At 35.1% G+C, this 20,531-nt stretch carries 15 protein-coding genes, 1 tRNA gene and 1 pseudogene; 4 read left to right on the top strand and 13 right to left on the bottom strand.

The window, feature by feature from the left end; genetic code table 11:
- Positions 1-45: 45 nt before the first annotated feature.
- The 3 genes from uvrB to AC5YGG_RS15425 all read right to left on the bottom strand — a co-directional run bounded on the left by uvrB (position 46) and on the right by AC5YGG_RS15425 (position 4,134).
- Positions 46-2,037, bottom strand: a complete 1,992-nt coding sequence (gene uvrB, locus AC5YGG_RS15435) for an excinuclease ABC subunit UvrB (RefSeq protein WP_496145352.1) — start codon at positions 2,035-2,037, stop codon at positions 46-48.
- A 316-nt stretch (positions 2,038-2,353) separates the two neighbouring features.
- Positions 2,354-3,679, bottom strand: a complete 1,326-nt coding sequence (locus tag AC5YGG_RS15430) for a M56 family metallopeptidase (RefSeq protein WP_496145351.1) — start codon at positions 3,677-3,679, stop codon at positions 2,354-2,356.
- 83 nt (positions 3,680-3,762) lie between these two features.
- The gene (locus AC5YGG_RS15425; protein ID WP_496145350.1) at positions 3,763-4,134 is read right to left on the bottom strand and encodes a BlaI/MecI/CopY family transcriptional regulator; all 372 of its coding nucleotides are present in this window, start codon (positions 4,132-4,134) and stop codon (positions 3,763-3,765) included.
- A 105-nt stretch (positions 4,135-4,239) separates the two neighbouring features.
- On the opposite strand from AC5YGG_RS15425, the gene AC5YGG_RS15420 reads away from it, so the two are divergent.
- Entirely contained in the window at positions 4,240-5,457 is a 1,218-nt protein-coding gene (locus AC5YGG_RS15420; protein ID WP_496145349.1) for a PQQ-dependent sugar dehydrogenase, read from the top strand.
- Positions 5,458-5,512: 55 nt separating this feature from the next.
- Here AC5YGG_RS15420 and AC5YGG_RS15415 read toward each other — a convergent pair whose 3' ends face one another.
- From AC5YGG_RS15415 to AC5YGG_RS15380, 8 genes are all read right to left on the bottom strand, one after another.
- On the bottom strand, positions 5,513-7,963 hold the full coding sequence (locus AC5YGG_RS15415; protein ID WP_496145348.1) for a TonB-dependent receptor plug domain-containing protein: 2,451 nt from the start codon (positions 7,961-7,963) through the stop codon (positions 5,513-5,515).
- Positions 7,964-8,116: 153 nt separating this feature from the next.
- Positions 8,117-9,280: a pyridoxal phosphate-dependent aminotransferase gene (locus AC5YGG_RS15410; protein ID WP_496145347.1), complete on the bottom strand. Its 1,164-nt coding sequence runs from the start codon at positions 9,278-9,280 to the stop codon at positions 8,117-8,119.
- A 2-nt stretch (positions 9,281-9,282) separates the two neighbouring features.
- On the bottom strand, positions 9,283-10,359 hold the full coding sequence (locus tag AC5YGG_RS15405) for an FAD-dependent monooxygenase (protein WP_496145346.1): 1,077 nt from the start codon (positions 10,357-10,359) through the stop codon (positions 9,283-9,285).
- 236 nt (positions 10,360-10,595) lie between these two features.
- The gene (gene tnaA, locus AC5YGG_RS15400) at positions 10,596-11,972 is read right to left on the bottom strand and encodes a tryptophanase TnaA (protein WP_496145345.1); all 1,377 of its coding nucleotides are present in this window, start codon (positions 11,970-11,972) and stop codon (positions 10,596-10,598) included.
- Between the two features lie 92 nt (positions 11,973-12,064).
- Positions 12,065-12,682, bottom strand: coding sequence for a DUF502 domain-containing protein (locus AC5YGG_RS15395; protein WP_496145344.1), 618 nt, complete (start codon positions 12,680-12,682; stop codon positions 12,065-12,067).
- 25 nt (positions 12,683-12,707) lie between these two features.
- A complete protein-coding gene (locus AC5YGG_RS15390; RefSeq protein ID WP_496145343.1) occupies positions 12,708-13,286 on the bottom strand; it encodes a MiaE family protein in 579 nt (192 codons plus the stop codon).
- Between the two features lie 138 nt (positions 13,287-13,424).
- Entirely contained in the window at positions 13,425-14,519 is a 1,095-nt protein-coding gene (locus AC5YGG_RS15385) for an acyltransferase family protein (RefSeq protein WP_496145342.1), read from the bottom strand.
- Between the two features lie 117 nt (positions 14,520-14,636).
- Positions 14,637-15,524 carry a neutral zinc metallopeptidase gene (locus tag AC5YGG_RS15380; RefSeq protein WP_496145341.1) on the bottom strand — a complete coding sequence of 296 codons (888 nt, stop codon included), beginning with the start codon at positions 15,522-15,524 and terminating at the stop codon, positions 14,637-14,639.
- Positions 15,525-15,708: 184 nt separating this feature from the next.
- On the opposite strand from AC5YGG_RS15380, the pseudogene rplU reads away from it, so the two are divergent.
- The 3 genes and pseudogenes from rplU to AC5YGG_RS15365 form a co-directional block, all read left to right on the top strand.
- A pseudogene (gene rplU / locus AC5YGG_RS15375) lies at positions 15,709-16,074 on the top strand (50S ribosomal protein L21); the annotation flags it as partial.
- 34 nt (positions 16,075-16,108) lie between these two features.
- Positions 16,109-16,366, top strand: a complete 258-nt coding sequence (rpmA, locus tag AC5YGG_RS15370; protein ID WP_002984034.1) for a 50S ribosomal protein L27 — start codon at positions 16,109-16,111, stop codon at positions 16,364-16,366.
- 166 nt (positions 16,367-16,532) lie between these two features.
- Complete coding sequence (locus AC5YGG_RS15365; RefSeq protein WP_496145340.1) at positions 16,533-16,700, top strand: bacteriocin-like protein; 168 nt, start codon at positions 16,533-16,535, stop codon at positions 16,698-16,700.
- Between the two features lie 267 nt (positions 16,701-16,967).
- Here the strand turns inward: AC5YGG_RS15365 and AC5YGG_RS15360 are convergent, their stop codons facing one another.
- Both AC5YGG_RS15360 and AC5YGG_RS15355 read right to left on the bottom strand, forming a co-directional pair.
- On the bottom strand, positions 16,968-19,496 hold the full coding sequence (locus AC5YGG_RS15360) for a DUF5686 family protein (RefSeq protein ID WP_496145339.1): 2,529 nt from the start codon (positions 19,494-19,496) through the stop codon (positions 16,968-16,970).
- A gap of 768 nt (positions 19,497-20,264) precedes the next feature.
- A tRNA-Asn gene (locus AC5YGG_RS15355) sits at positions 20,265-20,338 on the bottom strand.
- Positions 20,339-20,531: the final 193 nt, after the last annotated feature.

Below are 20,531 nucleotides of genomic sequence, written 5' to 3'. Positions count from 1 at the left end.
CATCGAAGATGCCGCCCGAACTATATTTATTTTATCCCTAAAAGATTACGCTTTCAGGGCTGCTATTTCATCCCTTAGCTTAGCTGCTTTAATGAAGTCAAGATTTTTTGCAGCGGCTTCCATTTCTTTTTGTTTCTGCTCAACTATTTTGTCGATATCTTCACCAGTATAGCTGGCTTTTGTTTCAGCAACTTTTTGAAGAATTTCTTTTTGAGTATACTTTTCATCCGGGAAATCCTTACTTCTTCCGACAAGATTTTCAGAAATCTTTTTATTTAATGCTTTAGGTTTCAGACCATGCTCTTCGTTGTACTGCATTTGTTTGGCACGACGATATTCGGTTTCATCTAAAGTTGCCTGCATAGATTTTGTGATTTTATCTGCATACATAATGGCTTTTCCATTCACATTCCTTGCGGCACGTCCTACCGTTTGGATCATTGATCTTCTACTTCTAAGCATTCCTTCCTTATCTGCGTCCAGAATTGCTACTAATGATACTTCAGGTAAGTCTAGCCCTTCTCTCAGCAGGTTTACTCCAATCAATACATCAAAAAGCCCTAAACGTAGATCCTGCATGATCTGAATACGTTCCAGCGTTTCCACATCAGAGTGAATGTATCTCGTTCTGATTCCGAATTTTGTGAAGTATTTGGTAAGTTCCTCAGCCATTTTTTTGGTTAAAGTAGTTACTAAAACTCTTTCATCAACATCAGACCTTTTCTGAATTTCTTCCATTAGATCATCAATTTGGTTTATGGTAGGTCTTACCTCAATGATAGGATCTAAAAGCCCTGTGGGACGGATAATCTGTTCAATATAAGCACCTCCGGTTCTTTCCAGCTCATAATCTGCAGGAGTTGCTGACACATAAATAACCTGATTCTGCATGGCTTCAAACTCTTCAAATTTTAAAGGTCTGTTATCCATAGCAGCAGGAAGTCTGAAACCAAATTCTACCAATGATTCTTTTCTGCTCCGGTCGCCACCATACATAGCGTGAACCTGTGGAACAGTAACGTGGCTCTCATCGATCACCATTAGAAAATCTTTAGGGAAATAATCGATCAGGCAGAAAGGTCTTGTGCCCGGAAGTCTGCCGTCAAGATATCTTGAATAGTTCTCAATACCGGAACAATATCCCAGCTCCTTGATCATTTCAAGATCCAGTTCCGTTCTTTCCTGAAGCCTTTTCGCTTCCAAAGGTTTTTCAATAGAATTAAAAAAATCTACCTGCTTCATCATATCATCCTGAATCTCTCTGATGGCACCATTTAAGGTTTCCTTTGAAGTCACAAAAAGATTTGCCGGATAAATCTGAATCTGGTCAAAAGTAGACTCTACATTTCCTGTCACAGGATCAAAACTCTGAATTTTTTCAATCTCATCCCCAAAAAACTGAATTCTGATTGCATTATCAGCATAAGCCGGGAAAACGTCTATAACATCTCCTTTCACACGGAATGTTCCTCTTTGGAATTCATTCAATGTTCTGGCATATAAAGCATTCACTAATGAATGAAGAAGCGCGGTTCTTGTTACCTTTTCACCAATAGCAATGGAAATTAATGACTTGTGAAACTCAGTAGGGTTACCAATACCATAAATACAGGAAACGGAAGCAACAATCAAAACATCTCTTCTTCCGGAAAGAAGGCTGGCAGTAGCAGAAAGACGTAATTTTTCTACTTCTTCATTGATGCTCAGGTCCTTTTCAATATAAGTTCCGGTGGTTGCAATATAGGCTTCCGGTTGGTAATAATCATAGTAGCTCACAAAATATTCTACCGCATTATTAGGGAAAAACTCTTTAAATTCCATGAAAAGCTGCGCTGCTAAAGTCTTGTTATGAGCCAAAACAAGAGTTGGTCGCTGAACATTTTGAACAACATTGGCAACAGTAAAAGTTTTTCCGGAACCTGTTACTCCTAGAAGGGTCTGGTATTTCTCACCAATCTCAATTCCGGCTGTAAGTTTTTCAATAGCTTGAGGTTGGTCTCCGGTTGGTTTATATTCTGAATGAAGATTAAAATCCATAAGAAAGAATGTATACAACAAAAATACGAAAGAAATAATTGGCAGGATAATGTTTTGAAGGTGAATATTTTGATCAGTTATAATTAATGAGATTTATGGAAACTTTAAAATGTATAATGATGTATATTTTTTTGCCATTAATGCACGAATAAAGGATTAACAGATTAATACTATACTGAAATTTCAATGATTTTTTAAAGCCTTGTAAGAAAAGCCGTTTAATCGATAAAGGTTGAAATAATGTATGTAAAAGTTATTTAACTACTCTTTTTATCCTATTCACGAAAAAAGCGCTAATAATTAGCGCTTTTGAATTTTATGGACGAGTAAAGGTCATTGTTGCGGGAATCTTTAGAACAGATGCTACTGCTTTTCCGTCTTTTATTGCCGGTTTCCAGGTGGTTTCATTACTTATTTCGGTAATGGTTTTTTGAAATTCCTTGTTGAAGAGTTCATTATCTCCCGAAGTGGTCACATTGGTTGTTTTTCCAGCTTCATCAATATAGATATACGCCAGAGCACTTATCGTTTTACCTTTAAAATCTCCTAAGGCACCTACATCCATACGATTGCCTATTTGACTTCGAAGACCTTTTAATCCTTCAGGATATTGTGCTTCAATATAGTTTTCATTTTGTCCGGTGCTGATATTTGTATTTTTACCTTCTTTGCTTTCTGTAGTTGCTTTCTTTGGAGATAGAGTATCTGCTACAGCCTTTAAATCTTCTTTTTTTAATTCTTTTGCTTCCTTTTCAATCTTTTCAAAATAAGAATGAGGAATCAAACTAGCTTGGTCTGGCTGTGTTTTTTTCGTTGTTTCTGTCTCATTTCCTACTTTACCCGTATCGACATTTGGAAAATCATTAGTAGGGCTTCCTGCATATGTCCTTTCTGAAAATAAAGTAACTGCTGTAATAAGAGCAGCTACTCCTGTTGCTTTTTTTAGAAAACTGAATTTTGATTTTTTTGCTTTCATCATAATAAATCTTTTTTTGGTGTTATTAAAATTAAATGAGTGAGTAAGAGCTGGGTTTTGATGGATCAGAATCTCATCAAGAATTAAATTTTGATATTCTTTGATATTGATGTTTTTGCTTAATACCGATTCATCTGCTAAAAACTCATGATTGCTGATAATGGCTTTTTTATACAGAAAAATAACCGGATTAAACCATGTGAAAATTTTGAAAAGATCTGCAATGAAAAGATCTATACTGTGCTTTTGATCAAGATGACTTTTTTCGTGAAGGAAAATTCTCTGATCAATCACATTATCTTTTATATAACCTTTTCCCATATAGATTGTATTCCAAAAGCTAAAGGGTGAAAGATTATCAGGAGTAAATACAATATTGTAATTTTGATAAGATTGTTTTTCTCCCTTGATTTTTCTGATGGCTAAAAGTGCCAGAATACTTTTTGTCAATAGGAAAAGAGTAATAATACCATAAATAACCCATACAATATTCATCCAGTTTAGATTTTCCTGTTTTGAAGATACTTGGATGGTCTGCTGTATTGTCTCTTCAATGATCAGCTGTGGTTTTGTTGTAGGAGCTGCCTGTATTGTAATGGTAATAAACGGAATTACATACGAAACAATAAGTGAGCTTAATAAATAGATCCGGTTAAATCTATACATCTTCTCCTTTTCCAAAAGCAAATAATAAACAGCAATAAATATCGAAGCGCACAATATTATCTTTAGAATAATAGGTAACATCGCTATTCTTTTATCTGATCGTTAATAATATCACGAAGTTCTTTCAATTGCTTTTGGCTGAGTTTGGCATTGGAAGTAAAAAATGAAGCAAACTGAGTAACAGAGCTGTTGAAAAAACGGTCAATCATAGAAGTCATTTCTTCCTTGAAATATTCCCCTTTTTCTACTTTTGGATAGTATTCACGGGAATTTCCATATAGTGTATAGCCTACAAGTTCTTTGTTTTGCATTCTTTTTAGCAATGTAGCTATCGTGGTTGCAGCAGGTTTTGGCTCCGGGTAAGCTTCTAAAATATCTTTCATGAAGATCTTTTTCTTTTCCCAAAGAATATCCATCAGAACTTTTTCGGAATCGGTGAGTTTTATTTCTTTCATTCTACAGTTTTGTAATTTGTTCTACAAATGTAGAATAAAAATTTAATTGTGCAAATTTTATGGCATTATTTTTCCATTCAATTTATAATCACCAATCGTAATATTATGAAAATCAATCAATTTTATGTGTCCGCATTGAGTGTTTTTCTTATTTTGTCTTCATGTAAAGAAAATCACGCTAATGCCCAAAAGATAGGAATAGACGGAAGTGTTGAAACAGAAAAACCTAATTCTGAGTATCAGCCCGCGTTTAAAGGTCAAACAAGAATTAAGGCGGTAAAAACAAATACAGCTTATCAGGTGGATCTATTAAATAAAGATCTGGGAAAACCTTGGGGGATTATTAATCTGCCAGATGGAAGGTTCCTGATTACAGATAAAAGAGGATCGATGAATATCGTCTCAAAAGATGGAAAACAAATTTCGAAAATAGAGGGTTTTCCGAAAGTGGATTCCAAAGGACAGGGCGGAATGCTGGATGTAGCTCTGGATCCGGATTTTAAAACTAATAATATTATTTATTTCAGTTTTTCAGAGCCATTTGGTAAAGGAAACTTAACTTCCGTAGCAAAAGGAACACTTTCTTCAGATCTTAGAAATATTTCGGAAGTAAAAGTTATTTTCAGGGCTGAACCTTCCTATGACGGGGATAAGCATTACGGAAGCAGACTGGCTTTTGATCAAGATGGAAATCTGTTTGTGAGTACGGGGGAAAGGTCTGATAAAGTCACTCGTGTTTATGCACAGAGAACAGATAATTATCTTGGTAAAATACTTAAAATTACAAAAGATGGAAAACCGGCTCCGGGAAATCCATTTATAGGAAAATCCGGTTACAAACCTGAAATTTATGCTTACGGAGTCCGAAATCCACAAGGATTGGCTATAGATCCGAATGGGCAGCTTTGGGATGTGGAAATGGGACCAAGAGGGGGAGATGAAATTAACCTTATTCAGCCTGGAAAAAACTACGGCTGGGGTGATGTAACCTATGGCATCGAATATTCCGGAGATAAAGTAGGACAGGGAATTACTCAAAAAGAAGGAACGGAGCAGCCGGTTTATTATTGGGATCCTGTAATTTCTCCCAGCGGAGTTACTTTTTATACCGGAAATATTGAAGAATGGAAAGGCAATTTATTCATAGGCTGTTTAAGTGGTGAGCATATTAACAGAATCGTGATGAAAGATAATAAGGTTGTAGGAGAAGAACGTCTTCTAACAGATCAAAAAGAGCGTTTCAGAGATGTCCTGAATGGTAATGATGGAAATTTATACGCAGTTACAGATAGTGGAAAGCTTTATAGAATTTCAAAAAAATAATAAAAACTCCTGAATTTTCAGGAGTTTTTTGTTCAGAAAGTAAACTATTCTTTCGCTAAAACTTAAAGTTAAGTCGGGCAAATACCTGTCTTCCTGCAAAACCCATTTGTACAGGGTCAAAAATACCTCCGGATTCTGTGTTTCCAGTTGTAACCTGTGTGGTTTGCAAAGTGGGATATCTGTTGAAAATATTCTTACTTCCAAGGGTAAGATTAAAATTCTTAGAAAATTCGTAGCCAAAAGAAATATCTGTAGTTACTTTCGCATTGTAAATCTGTTCTGCATCATCATAGCCGATCAGTGTAACTTTATCAAATCTTACAAGCTGTACATTAGCATTGAATTTATTGATCTTATAATTAAGATTCAGATTAACCTTGGTCTTTGGTGCGGAAGCAAGAATAAAACCTCTTTCTCTAGGGCTGAGGTAAGTGTTTTCCTTACCTTGTAACTGCTCGGAAGTATTCACTTTTGTGATTTCCATATCATTATAATTTCCAGCAAGAGTTGCAGTCAGTTTTCCTGAGCCTAGATTTTCATTATAGCTTAGAATAACATCAACTCCTTTTGTACGGGTATTAATGGCATTGGCAAAGAATTGTACCTGATCAATATATGGATAATCGTTCTGAACATCCTTAGGTAAATCTTCCCTTGAGAAGTTTCCTGTCAAAACAATTCTATTTTTTACATTGATATAATAACCATCAATCGTTGCGGTAAATTTCCCTGTATTGAAAGCAAAACCGGCACTTCCATTGATAGAAGTTTCCTGTTTAAGCTGAGAAATACCCACTCTGTTTGCAAGATCACTATCATTAGACGCTAATTGAATGGTAACCAATTTACCACCCTGAAAATTAGTAAACTGTTGACTGTAGTACTTCTGAGCCAATGATGGCGCCCTGAACCCTGTAGAAACAGACCCGCGAAAAGCCAATTGGGGAGTAATGGCATATCGTGTCGCGAACTTTCCGTTTAATGTACTTCCAAAGTCATTGTAATTTTCAAACCTTCCTGCTGCACTGATCATCCAGTTTTTGGTAATATCAAGTTCAGTGTCTACATAAGCGGCAAAATTATTTCTGTTTTTAGCAATATCAGAAGAATAGCCAGGAAATCCCTGGGATCCGCCAGGTCTTTTGTTGTTGTCAGATGGGGCAAGGGGATTGGTAACCAATAAATAATCGGGTGTGTCAGGTGTAACAATGTTCCCGTTGATGTCATACATCGCATAAGAAGCTTCTTCTCCCTTTAGAATATCAAATTTTTCATATCTGAATTCAGATCCGAAAGCAATATTTAAACCTTCCAGAACTTTAAATTGTTTCACAGCATTAAAACCTGTCGTGTTCTGTAATAAAGAATGTCCTCCGGCATAAAATCGGGTAGGAGATTTAACACCTAAAGTGGCATTGATGGTATTGGTGATATCATAAGTGAACCTGTTGTTGCCAAAAGCATTATAAACATCCACATCCCAGTCTGCTACTTTGAATTTTAAGCCATTGTCAAAAGTAAAATCTGTAATGCTGGTATCTTCAATAGGATCAAAGCCCATCGGATAAATTTCAGGAATATTTCCATTGGCATTTGCTGTTCTGGTCCATGCATAAGCCTTAGTATTTCTATGGGAAAATCCCTGCCGTGAATAAAATTTCAAACCATCAGAAAGTGGCAGTTCAATATTTCCGAAAAAATAGACATTCTGTGCTTTTGCATCGCCAAATCTTTGCCTTGGTGCCGGATCGGGATCATTGTAAATTGCCGGATTTGCATTTCTTATCGCATAGTCTTTAGTGATAAACTCAGCTGTAAAATTACCAAATCCTCCTTTTGAACCTATTTTAGTTCCCAGATTTCCACTGAAATCGAAAGTGGTTCCGTCAATTTTATGATCCGATACAATATCATTATTTCCAGGACTTTTAAATAAATTCATTCCTGAAAAGACATTTCCTTCAAAACCTTTATCCCGATCATTCAGAATAACATTGATTACTCCTGCGATAGCATCAGATCCATATTGTGCAGAAGCGCCATCACGCAGTACTTCCACTCTTTTAATAGCTCCAATCGGAATGGTGTTCATATCATATCCTGTATTTCCTCTTCCTTTAGTTCCGAAAAGGTTGATCAATGAGGATTGATGATATCTTTTTCCATTCAATAGGAGCAGAGTCTGATCAGGTCCTAAACCTCTTAATGTCGCAGGATCTACTGCATCGGCACCATCAGATCCAGATTGTTTGTTGGAATTAAAAGAAGGAGCGGAAAATTGTAAAAGCTGATTCACTTCTACCTGCCCTGTTGACTGGCTTACCTGTTTGATATCAATAATGTCGATAGGAACGGGCGTGTTGACAACCGTTCTTTTCTTATTCCGGCTTCCGGTAATGGAAACTTCTTCAATTTTTGATTCCTTGGCTAGGGTATCCTTTATTTCCTGAGCATAGGACAGGGTAGAAGCAGCAAGAAAAATAATGCTGATGTATTTTATCTTCATAATGATAATTTTGAGTGGTGATTCTCAAAATTATCATTATTTATTTTTAAATCAATATTAAAATCGTTTATTTGTTATGAATGTCTTAATTTAATATTGTTTTTGTTATTATGATGAATATTAATAATCATTATGCTTAATTATGTGAAAATTTTAGACATTAAAGCTTGTAATGATTCTGTTAATTCCTTCTTCAAGAATTTCTTGCGAAGTTGAAAAACAAATTCTAATATGACCTTCTGCTCCTTTGCCAAACCACCTTTCTGATCCCGGAACAATAGCAACTTTTCCCTGTTGTAAAACATGCTGAGCAAACTGGTCGCTTGACATGCCGTTTTTTATTTTTGGAAATAATACAAAAGTGGCTTCCGGTAGGTTGGGAGCTACAATATCAGAATTGCTTAATAATTGATAAGCAAGGTCTCGGTTGTGCTGTAAATGATTTAAAAACTCTTTGTACCAGGGCTTTGCTTTTTCCAAGGCTACACTCCCTGCAATTTGTGATAAAGTTGAAACTCCTTCAATGGTAGAATTGAAATTAGATTTCTCTGTAAAATCTTCAAGAATATCTTTATTACTGCATAAAACAGCTCCAATTCTCAATCCTGCAATTCCAAATGATTTTGAAAACCCATACACGGTAAAACTCTTTCTTTTTGCTTCTTCAGAAACAGACGAATAGGTATGGAAATCTCTTTGATCATAAATAATATCACTCCATATTTCATCACTCATCACCCATAAATCATGAGCAGATGCAATTTCAGAAACCTTTTTCAGTGTTTCTTTAGAATAAACCTTTCCAAGCGGATTATGAGGATTACAAATGCTGATAAGCTTTGTTTTGGGATTAATCAGTGAAATCATTTTTTCAAAATCAATCGCTCCGCTTGTAGTATCTACCGGACATAGCATTACCTTTCCGCCAGCGGTTTCCACAGATTTTTTAAATAGAAAATCTACAGGATCCAGAATAATGGCTTCATCCCCTGGCTGCAAAACGTAAGATGCTATCAGATACATTCCCTGAGCAGCGCTATTGACTGCAAGAACATTTTCAGAGGAAAAATCTCCATGCTTTTCCTGATTGAAATGATCGGCAACGCTTTTCTTAAATTCCGGAAGTCCGGAAAAAGGACCATAGCTCAAATACCCGTCCTTGATGTATTCAATGATCCCCTGTTCTATCTCAGGAGCTGTTCTGAAATCAGGATCTGCTGCGGTAAGAGGGATAATTCCGTCTTCTAATGTTGCCCATCTTCCATTGTAGGCTTTTCTTTTGAGAGCTTCAAAATTAATATCGTTATTTGTAAACATTTTTATTTATAGGATATGGGTAAAATATTATCTGTATGTTGATTTGTAGGAAGCAAAAACTGGCTTAGTAAGGTTCTGCCGTTTTGGATGTGTATTTCAATCTCAGGTTTCCTTTTTGCTTCATATTTTTTGAAAATTTCGGCTATGTTTCCTCCTTCAACTAAATATTTAGTTAGCAGGTGTGCGTCTTTTAAGGCTGAAGTAACTCCTTGGCTTGTAAATGGGATTAAAGGATGTGCTGCATCTCCAATAAAAACGATATTATCTTTGTAAAACGGGTTGAGCTCTTCCAGTTCATAAACACACCATAAATGTACATTTTCATAGCTTGATTTTTGAATAATTGAGGAAACTAGCGGATGCCAATCCTCAAAAACTTCAAGCATATAGTTCTTTAAGCTGTCACAAGAGCATTCATTAACCTTGTATTTTTCATTATCAAACTGAGAATACCAAAGAATCGTATCAGCTGAAAGTTTAAGAATGCCAAAAGTAAGCCCGCCCTGATCATGATGAAATTTCATGAAATCATTTTCAATAGTATCTGCAATTTCTTTGTTTTTAATGATGTTTACAACCTCGCTTTCTCTTACAATTTTCATTTTTTCATCCTTGAAAAGGCTTCTTCTGATCCTGCTTCTGGAACCATCTGAAATGATAGCCAGATTAGCATCAATATAGGTTTCATCAGATTGTTTCAGTCTGCCGATTTGAGTTTCACAAGGAATTATTGTTGTGTTATACGTTATCCTTTCAGGAGAGATATTTTGGGCTAAAAGATTGATTAAAGAGTATCTTGAGATCGCAAAAACACTGCTGAGATCTTTTTCTCCAAGTTTTTTTCCGGTATGGGAGTATTGAATGTATTTTTTCAGAAAATTTCCATGTTTAAAAAGAAGCGAAGGATCAATAATCTGAGAGAGATATTCTATTCCTTCCTGTGGAATAAGAAAGCCATGTCCTGCAAGATCTTCCTTTTTTCTTCTTTCGTAGATATGATAGTCTATCTTGTGTTTTTCTAAGTAATTCGCCATGCTTAAGCCGGAAATACCAGCGCCTACGACAGCAATTTTGTTCATGTTCGGAATAACGGATTTTTTCAGGTTGGTGTTTAATTTATTTTTGATCTTATTTTTAGATCGTTGCAAAAGTAAATTAAAAACATTCATTATTTATAAAAAATAAAACAATTTGGTTTAAAATTATTAAAAAATAAAATGAAAAACATAAGATAAATTATATAGTAAAATATTGATTTCCTGAAACTAAAGGATTTTAAAAAATAAAAACCGGAAAGAATTCCGGTTTTGTGTGTTTATGCTTTTTCAAGCTGTACGGTAAAGTGTCTTAATATTTCTGGCTCCCAGGTAATTTTATATCCTTTGGCTACCTCTTCACGTCTTTCATATACATTTTTGATGGCAGCTGCAATATAATCCATGTGGTTGTTGGTATAGGTTCTCCTAGGAATTGCAAGACGTACTAATTCCAGCTTTGGATAACGGTTTTGTCTCGTCTCAGGATCTCTGTCTGCAAGTAAAGTTCCGATTTCTACTGTTCTGATTCCAGCTTCTTTATAAATTTCAAGACCTAAAGTCTGTGCAGGGTATTCTTCGCGGGAAACATTCGGAAGGAAATTTAAAGAATCAATAAATACAGCGTGTCCACCAATTGGTTTTTGAACCGGAATTCCATATTCAATTAATTTATTTCCAAGGTATTCTACCTGAGATATTCTGCTTTCAAGATAAGCGAATTCTGTAGCTTCATCAAGACCTACTGCCAATGCTGCCATATCTCTTCCAGCCATTCCGCCATAAGTAATGAATCCTTCGTAGATGATCGTAAAGTTGGATGCCTTTCTGAAAACCTCTTCATTATTCAATGCAATAAAACCTCCGATGTTTACCAGACCGTCTTTTTTAGAACTCATCGTCATTCCGTCACCGTAAGAGAAAATTTCTTTACAGATTTCTTTAATGGTTCTGTTTTCCTGCCCTTGCTCTCTTTTTTTGATAAAATAAGCGTTTTCTGCAAATCGAGCCGAATCAAAAAATACAGGAATTCCGTATTGATCGGAAAGAGCTTTCACGGCTTTCATGTTTTCCAAAGAAACAGGTTGTCCACCTGAAGAATTACAAGTAATCGTAATCAGGCAGAAAGGGATGTTTTCTTTTGGATGGCTTTTATAAACTTCTTCCAATTTTTCAAGGTTGATATTTCCTTTGAAAGGATGAAGGTCATTGATGTCAAAAGCTTCATCAATTGTACAGTCGATAGCGTGCGCTTTTCTGAACTCGATGTGTCCTTTAGTAGTATCAAAGTGCGAGTTACCAGGAACTACATCTCCTTCTTTTACCAATACAGAGAAAAGAACATTTTCAGCGGCTCTTCCCTGGTGTGTTGGTAATAAATATTTGAATCCGGTAATTCTTTCAACAGTATTTTGTAGCTGCTCGAATGAACGTGACCCGGCATAGCTTTCATCACCGGTCATTAATGCTCCCCATTGTCTGTCAGACATAGCGCCGGTTCCGGAATCTGTTAAAAGATCAATGAAAACTTGAGAAGACTTTAAGTTGAAAAGATTGTAATTCGCTTCTTTAAGCCATTGCTCTCTTTCAGCTCTTGTGGATGTGCGGATTTCCTCCACCATTTTAATGCGGAAAGGCTCCGCGTACGGTAAATTCATGGGTTGGTATGTTTTTAAATTGTGTGTAAAAGAAAAATCTCTTTGAAAATAATTTTCAAATTCATCAATGTACATCTAAAGCGTAAAGGGAATTATTCCGGTGCTTTAAATATATTTTCATCAGAATGGAATCCGGCTACACCGCCGCTTACTGCAAACTTCATTGCGGAAGCAGCAGTCATCCCCACTACAGGTTTGATGTTTTTTTCTTCAGTAACAATTACCCATCCAGAAATTGCATAGGAATGGGGTAAATATACCGCAACGTAATTATGCTTGTCAACGTCCGACATTTCTTTTTGAGTTAAAAAACCGATTCTCCATATTTCAGGATTCTCATTGGTTTTTACCCATACAGGATCGTTGAATTTTTTCTTGTCGCCCACAAATGAAGACATAACGTCTTTTGTAGGAGTGTAAATGTGCTTTACTCCCGGTGTCTTTTCCAAAAGGCTATCCATGGTATCGAAGAAAAATCTTCCCACCACAAATTTATTTCCAAGATATCCTAAAATAGCAGTAATTAATATTGTTGATACGAAAACGAGTCCGGGAACCTGCTTTGCAAGTGATGGTACAAGGTTGTCAATAGCACTGACAATATACCAGATCACAAAAATAGTCAGCCCGATAGGACCAATAATAACCAATCCCTGAAAAAAATTCTTCAGAAATGAATTGGCAATACTTTCAAAGCTAGGTTTCTTCAACTTTTATTCTTTACTGTTTTATATCTTAACCGTGAATGGTTTCTTTATTTCCGTAGGATTTAATGATATTGGCTTCATATTCCAGCCATGCTTCCCAACGATTGTTTACCTTGTCAGGATCTCCAAGCTGCCTTGCAAATCCAATGAAAGTAGTATAGTGGTTAGCTTCTGAAATCATCAGTTCTCGGTAAAAAACTTTAAGCTCTTCATCTTTAATGTTTTCTGTAAGAACTTTGAACCTTTCGCAGCTTCTGGCTTCAATCATAGCGGCAAAAAGCATTTTGTCTACAATAAGATCTTCTCTGCTTCCCTGAATGATAAATTTTGCCAGTTCATTGACGTAATCATCTTTCCTGGCTCTCCCGAATTTGTAGCCTCTTTTCTTGATAATCTCATGAACCTGATTAAAGTGGTCAAGCTCTTCCTGTGCAATAGCAAGAAGTTCAGTCACAATTTCAGGATATTCCGGAAGCATAGTAATCAGCCCGATAGCGTTGGTAGCTGCTTTTTGTTCGCACCACGCATGATCCGTTAAAATTTCTTCAATGTTTCCTTCTGCAATATTTGCCCACCTTGGATCGGTAGGTAGTTTCAACTTAAACATGTTGTAAAATTTTTGTAAATTTAAAACAAATTGGACATATTTGGTGCTTCCAATGGGATAGAATTTTATTTCTGTTGAGTTTTATATAACCACAAAGCTTATTTCTGTGGTATTTACCAATTATAAGTTGCTTAATTATTAACGCTCAACTGCTGTTTTTTCTCTGAGAAATTCTAAAATCTTCCAGCCAAAAGAATCCACCTTTTTCAATCCTGCTGAAATGATAAATGCCAAAGCAATATTAATAATATAAATAAGGATCATTAAAATCCACCAAGGCATATTGTCTTTTAAAGGAACAACAAGAAAATAAACTAATGAAGAGCTGATTCCCTGTGCAAAATAGAAGAAAATAGCATTTTTACCAATATGAGTGATGAGGTTTTCTTTTGTGATTTTCAATCTGTTGTAAAGTACAAATAATGTTGCCAGAGAAAAGAATGTCCAGATGATATAAGGTATCTTTGGTGGGAATTTATTTTTATTGATCTTATAAAATATTTCAGTTCCGTAATACCAGAACATCCATCCCAAGGCAATTGCAACAAGCGTGTACAGAACAGGAATGATCTTAGTAGGGATCTTTTTTCCCCGCATTTTATTTCCAATTAAAAATACAGCCAGATAAAATGCTACATATCCGACTTGTCCGGCAGGATAATATTCAGGAAAAATATTGAATATTAAAGTTAAACCAAGGCACAATCCTATAAACCAATTGATGTGTTTTGGGAAAAATCTTAAGATCAGTACTCCAAAAACAGTAAGGATATAATATACTTTCAAATACCAGAAACTACCCATTACTACAGGAAATGTATCCGCATTCGTGTATTGATGGAGATACCAATTGCCCAAATTCTGCCATTGAGGCACGGTTGAAATACTGGTGGTTGAATATTTTGAACCGAATGTAGAATAAAAACTTTGAAGTGCCTCCAGTGAAAAGAAGGTTAGTCCAAAAACCTTAAAGAAGTAATCTAAAAAGAAAAGAAAAGTCACGAAAATCATATAAGTAATCTGTAACTTTAAGAGTCTGTACAATGTTTTTTCAATATTTGCGCCGGAAGTGATTCCGCTTAAGGCATAGAAAAGTGCTACATCAAAAACCAAAGAAAATACTCTTATTTCAGCCGGAATATAAAATTGTCCCGACCAGAAAGCTGTATGGATAAAGATGATAGAGATTGTTGCCAATCCTTTGGCGAAATCAATGTAGAGGTCTCTGTTCATTATATTGAGATATGGGTCAAAAGTAAATAAAACTTCTGTTATTTTTCAAATACGCAAAAAGAGACAGAACAAATTTGTCTGCCTCCTTTCTTAAATATGCTAAAAATGAATGTTTCCTTATTTTAGGTTTTTAAATTCTTCCGCAGAAATTTCTCCGGATTGAATTTTTCTCAGCTCATCTATATATTGACTCATATAAGCATCAATCTCAGGGCTTACAGTGTTTTTAGCCATTCTGTAAGTTCCGTTAAGAACGCCCTGATAATAATAGAAAAAGTTGTAATCAAAATTTGAAGCATTAAGATCATATTGTCCTAATAAGAATCCTAGACGTACCGCAGATCTTCTTTGTGCTGGTGTGCCGTGGTGACCCGGACTGTTTGTCTGGTAATCTCCGATGCTTTGTGCAAATTCATAAGCAGCAGCAATTTCAGAGAAGTTTGTCTTATTATATCCGTTGGGTCTTCTCAGGTAATATCCTGCGAAACCATCTGCTTCAAGCTCATTTGGTCTTGCTGTATTTTCTGTTACGGAAGGAAGTCCGAAGATATATTGTAGCTGGTGTCCGTATTCATGAGCAAGGATCATCGCATTTACAATATCTCCACCTTTAGATTTCGCATCATAATAGATGGCATATCCGTAATAGATTTTTCCTGTAGAATAGGAAATAGCATTATACGTGGAGTTGTAATTAGATGGATCATCTACAAATCGAAGTGTAGGATTGCTTCTGCCCCAAAGACCTGCAATTTTAGTCATTTGTGCATTCATGAAGTTGGTGTCAGTAGAATTCTGAAGTGTGGTTTTTAATACCGCAGTAGAATTCCAATTGTTATCTACATAGTAGCAGATTTTTTCAAGATCTCCAGGTTGATCGATCTTTGCATTAAGTGTTTCTTGTTGAGGAAGAACAGCGTCTTCCATTTTGTCATCACTACATGCTGTCAGGAATGAACCAGCAATGGCGCCTGCAATTAAGCAGAGATTAAAGTTTTTTTTCATATAAATAATTTAGTTGGTGAAACGAAGGTATAAAATTATCTCTTATATATGAACACTTTATTAGAAAAAATTATTCAAAACATAGTGAATAGGATTTTAATTAAAAAAATATAGCTTTGATTGTAAGTTAATTAGAAATTAAATTGTATATTTGCACCTCGAAATAACTAAAAATTTATAAACAATGTTTGCAATTGTAGAAATAGCAGGGCTTCAATACAAAGTTGAACAAGACCAGAAGTTGTTTGTAAACCGTTTAAAAGGAGATAAAGGAGGAAAAGTTTCTTTCGATAAAGTTCTTCTTACTGTAAACGGTTCAATCACTGTAGGCGCCCCAGCTGTAAGCGGAATCACTGTAGAAGCAGAGATCCTAGACCACGTAAAAGCTGATAAAGTAATCGTTTTCAAAAAGAAAAGAAGAAAAGGTTACAAAGTGAAAAACGGTCACAGACAATCTTTAACTCAAATTCAAATTACTGGTATTACAGGATTTGACGGAGCTAAAAAAACAGCTAAGAAGACAACTAAAAAAGTTGAAGCTGAAAGCGCAGAATAATTTATAAACCAAAAAACCTTAAAATAAAATGGCACACAAGAAAGGAGTTGGTAGTTCCAAGAACGGTAGAGAATCGCACTCTAAAAGATTAGGTGTGAAGATTTTCGGAGGACAAGAAGCTATTGCCGGAAACATCATTGTTAGACAAAGAGGTACTCAACACCACCCAGGTGATAACGTTGGTATCGGTAAAGATCACACTTTGTTCGCATTAGTAGATGGTAAAGTAGTTTTCAGAAAGAAAGCAAACAACAGATCTTTCGTATCTGTAGAACCAAACGCATAATCATAAGCGTTATAAAAATTAAAGCCTCAACATTTGTTGAGGCTTTTTTTTGTTTTAAAGTTAAATTTTTCATAAATACTCTATTGAGAGTGAAATATTTATTAACAGTCAAATAATAAATTAATTACGAAAGACAAAAGCCTAAACAAATTAAAAACAAATAACTATGAAAAATCTTAAAAAACTAACAAAAAAGAATTTAAAAGAAATTAATGGTGGAGCGCAAAACTGTCCTCCTGTAGTCAGTACTTGTAATGCATGGTGTAAATGGACTTCATGGCAAAAGCTACATTGTCCCAATAATATATTTGAAGAACCTTGCGAGTATATTTAATAGAAATTATTTTTTTATTGAAATGAGAAAGCTTAAGAAAATTACAAAAAGACAGTTGAGGTCCATCAATGGGGGAAATGATTATATGTGCCCTGACTTTTTGGCATCAACATGTGTCCAGTGGTGTGGGCTTACTCTTTGGCAGCGGGAATACTGTCCCAATGCAATGGAAGAAGTTGTGCCATGCGTTTGCTGATCTTATAGTTTGAATAAAATAAAATCGGGCGGCTTCGAAGAAGCCGCCCGATTGTTATATATGTATGTTTCTTAAAATCCTACCTGGATTCCTGCTTTTACACCAAATTTTGAAATATCAGGTCTGTCTAGATAATTTCCTCGCCAGTTAAAATCAACCCTAAATAATCTCAGGTTTCCGATCCCAATATTCTCTATCCCAAATCCATATTCATAATAAATATGCTCACTAGGAGCAGAGTATTTAAATCCTTCCACATTGATAGCTTTAGAGGCATCACTTAAAGTCCCATAAGCAGCTCTGATAAAAGCAACTTCTCTCAATTTTAATTTTTTAATCAAAGGAATATAAGAGAGAATCTTTCCGTTAAAATGGTGTTCCAGATGAAGGGTTGTATAAGCATCCGCAACAAATTCATAATAGTTAAGCTGAGAGAATGTATTCGGAGCTAATCCATAAGAAAGATTAGCAGGAATAATATTTTGTAATGCTAATGGAACAGTATTGAAGTTCTTTCCTGCCTCAAAATTAACAACAGTTTTTCCTAAAGTTCCAAGTAAGAATGGCTTCTCAAACATAAACTGTAGTTTATCATAATTGAAGTCTGCATTAAATAAGCCTTCTATACCTCTTGTATATCTTAAAACAATAGTTGGGGCAAGGTTTCTAGCCTGATATCTGTCGATTCCGGTTTGGGAAAATTTTGCTCCGGGTTTTGCAATAACACTGAAGGTTACATGCGAGTCATTAACCGTTTTTCTAAGGTTTCCGTCCTGATAATACATAAGATTAAACTTCTCAGGAATTGCAGATTTTATACTTTGCATTACTCCGTCTACCCTGAACTGAATATTTTTCCAAGGTTCAATAGCTGCAAACACACTGGTTTGATTAACAGAACTCAAGGAGATATTTTCACCCCTTGCAAAGAATGTGCTGGAAGATAAAGTACGTGATGCCAGTCCGTCACCTGAGGTAAGCTGCCCTCCAAGCTGAACGATATCTCTGCTGGTTCCGGCTCCGATCATGAATCGGTTAAGTCTGTTAAACATATAACGGGCTTCAACGCCATATTTCACTTGTTGATCCTTAAATCCGTAAGCGGTATAAAACTGAACTCTCCAAGGGTCATTTAATCCAAAATATGATCTCGCCCCGATTCTGATTCTGTCTCCTTCTACATCATTTCTTCCGTATATTGAAAAGATAGGACCTAAATCTACGCCTTTAAAAGCATTATAATAACGTGAGCCAAGGGTCTCGAATAATTTTACAATTCGATTGAATTTTGGAGTCTGCTGTAGCTGATCAAGCATATTATAGACTCCTTGCTCTGATTTGGATAAGCTGTCAGGTCTTGCTTTTGTCCAGTATGTTTCATCTCTGTCTGTAAACTTATCTTCGTATTCCTCTTCCTTACGTTTAAATACATTTGGATCAAGAGGTTTATTAAATTCATAATTGGAATAATCAACTGATCTTTTAGCGATAATGCTTTTTGATCCTTTCTTCTTTGAAAAAGGGCTCATTTCAAACTCTGTAACAATCTTTTTAGGAAGGAATGTAGCGTCATCAGGGTTATCGTATTCTAATTGTGTATAAACACTATTGACAAAGTTGACATTGATTTTTTGAGTAGATCTCAATGTAGCTCCTACCACTGCATAATTATCGGTATCTATATAAAGATTTCCCTGAAATGCCAGTACATCTTTTCTTTTAGGTTGATATTTGATATGAAAAGCTTTTTCTCCACGAATGGAAATGGTATCCACCAAAGTATAATCATAGGTGCCAAACCCATCAGCACCCGCAGGGCTTTGAAATCCGATATCAAAGTAGTTTAGGGTATTATCGTAAATATTAATATCACGATATAAATTTTTAGCAGACACAGTAATTACCTGATTGTCTTGAAACCCTGAAGTCTTTTGTGCAATCAACGTTCTCTTGCTGTCTGTATTGGGCTTATTTTTACCATAATTCTCATATACGGCTTCATTCAGGAATATAGGAAGTCCTAGTCTGCCACTTGCTGTGGAATCTGCGTAGGTGAAGATAAAATCCAGTTTATTAAAGATTTTTTTCTTCATGAATGTACTGTCGATGTTGTTCAGATCATATTCGATCTTTTCGTATTCTTTGTATGAATAAGTATCGAATTTTCCAAGCCCGTTATTTCTTTTTTGTGCCCATACTTTCTGCATGATGGCATAAGCAGGGTTTTCCTTTTTGTTTTTGTATTTTGTTTTTCCTCCTTTCAAAACGATTTCCTGAATATCGCTGACTTTTGCCTGAGAGAGCTGCACGAAAATATTTTCTGCATTTTCAGGAGTGACCTCTATTATTTCCGGAGTAAAGTTCTTTCTGGAAAACTTTAGTTTATAAATGATGCTGTCAGACTGAATACTGAAGCTTCCGGATGTTGTGGTAAGGGAGGGAATAGTATTGTCATTAATAAAGATATCAACTTTACTAAGTTCTTTGTTTTTGGCATCAACAATTTTTCCGCTGGCTTTATTTTGAGCGTATACAATACTTGTAAAAGTCAGGAAAAATAATATAAAATAGTGTTTTTTTGAGTTCTTGTTTAACATCATTCGTTTCTTCAGGCAATTAGCACAAACAAAAAGTATGCAGTTTTTTAAAAAATATATAAAAAAATAAAAAAAAATACAGTTCTTTCTAAAACGGCAAATTTAACGAAAATAGTACTTGGATAACGGAAAAAATTATCAGTACTTCATTTAGCTTAAAATATATTCTGTCAGCCAATTAATAGACATTTGAAAAGTTGATGATTTTGTAGATTAATTTATTTAAATAGGCTGCTTTTTATGAAGATATAAAATAAGAACTTCGTAACGATCTTTATAAAAAAATGAATTATTTTAAAATGGCTCTAAAATAAGTCTTGGTTCAGTCTCAAAATTTGTGGATGTAGTGCTAAGTTTTTAAGTTCGGAGGATGTATATTCCTGATAAATTAGTAAAACTCTTACTTCCTGATTTTAGTAGAACACTTTGAATCAGTCTTAAAAACTGGGATTACATTGCTGAGATTTTTGGAATTTAATATGACGCAAAGTTTTATAATCTTATCTCATATTTTTAAGAAAGCAAAGGATGGAATCAATTTTATTGATTCTTTCTAAGCGTATGTTTATCCGCAGCGCTTTTTCACCGACAAAGTTGTCCTTCTTAGCTTCCTGAAAAAAACATTTGAATCTCCTTTCTTTGTGATTAAAAAGAATATATTTCTTCAATACAAAGTATGCAAGATGTTTTTTGAGTCCACAACTTATGAGACTGGTTCTAAATCTGTAGTATAGGCATAAAAAAAGACCTACATTTCTGTAAGTCTTTTTGCTCCTCCTGCTGGGCTCGAACCAGCGACCCTCTGATTAACAGTCAGATGCTCTAACCAACTGAGCTAAGGAGGAATGTCCTTTGTTTTAAGTGGTGCAAATATAATATGAATATCCGTACGAAGCAAGTTTTTATCTCTTAATATTTAAGGAAAATTGCTATCATTTTATTTTTCAATAAATTAAATTTTTATTGTTTAAATGGTGGAGTTAAATTTTATGCCGAAAAATTCATGAATAATATTTTTTGTACGGTTTGGAATAGTTA

It is taken from the genome of Chryseobacterium sp. CS2K3 (genome assembly GCF_059515185.1).
Note: the sequence above shows the minus strand (reverse complement) of the source record. Positions and strands in the feature narration are given on the sequence as shown.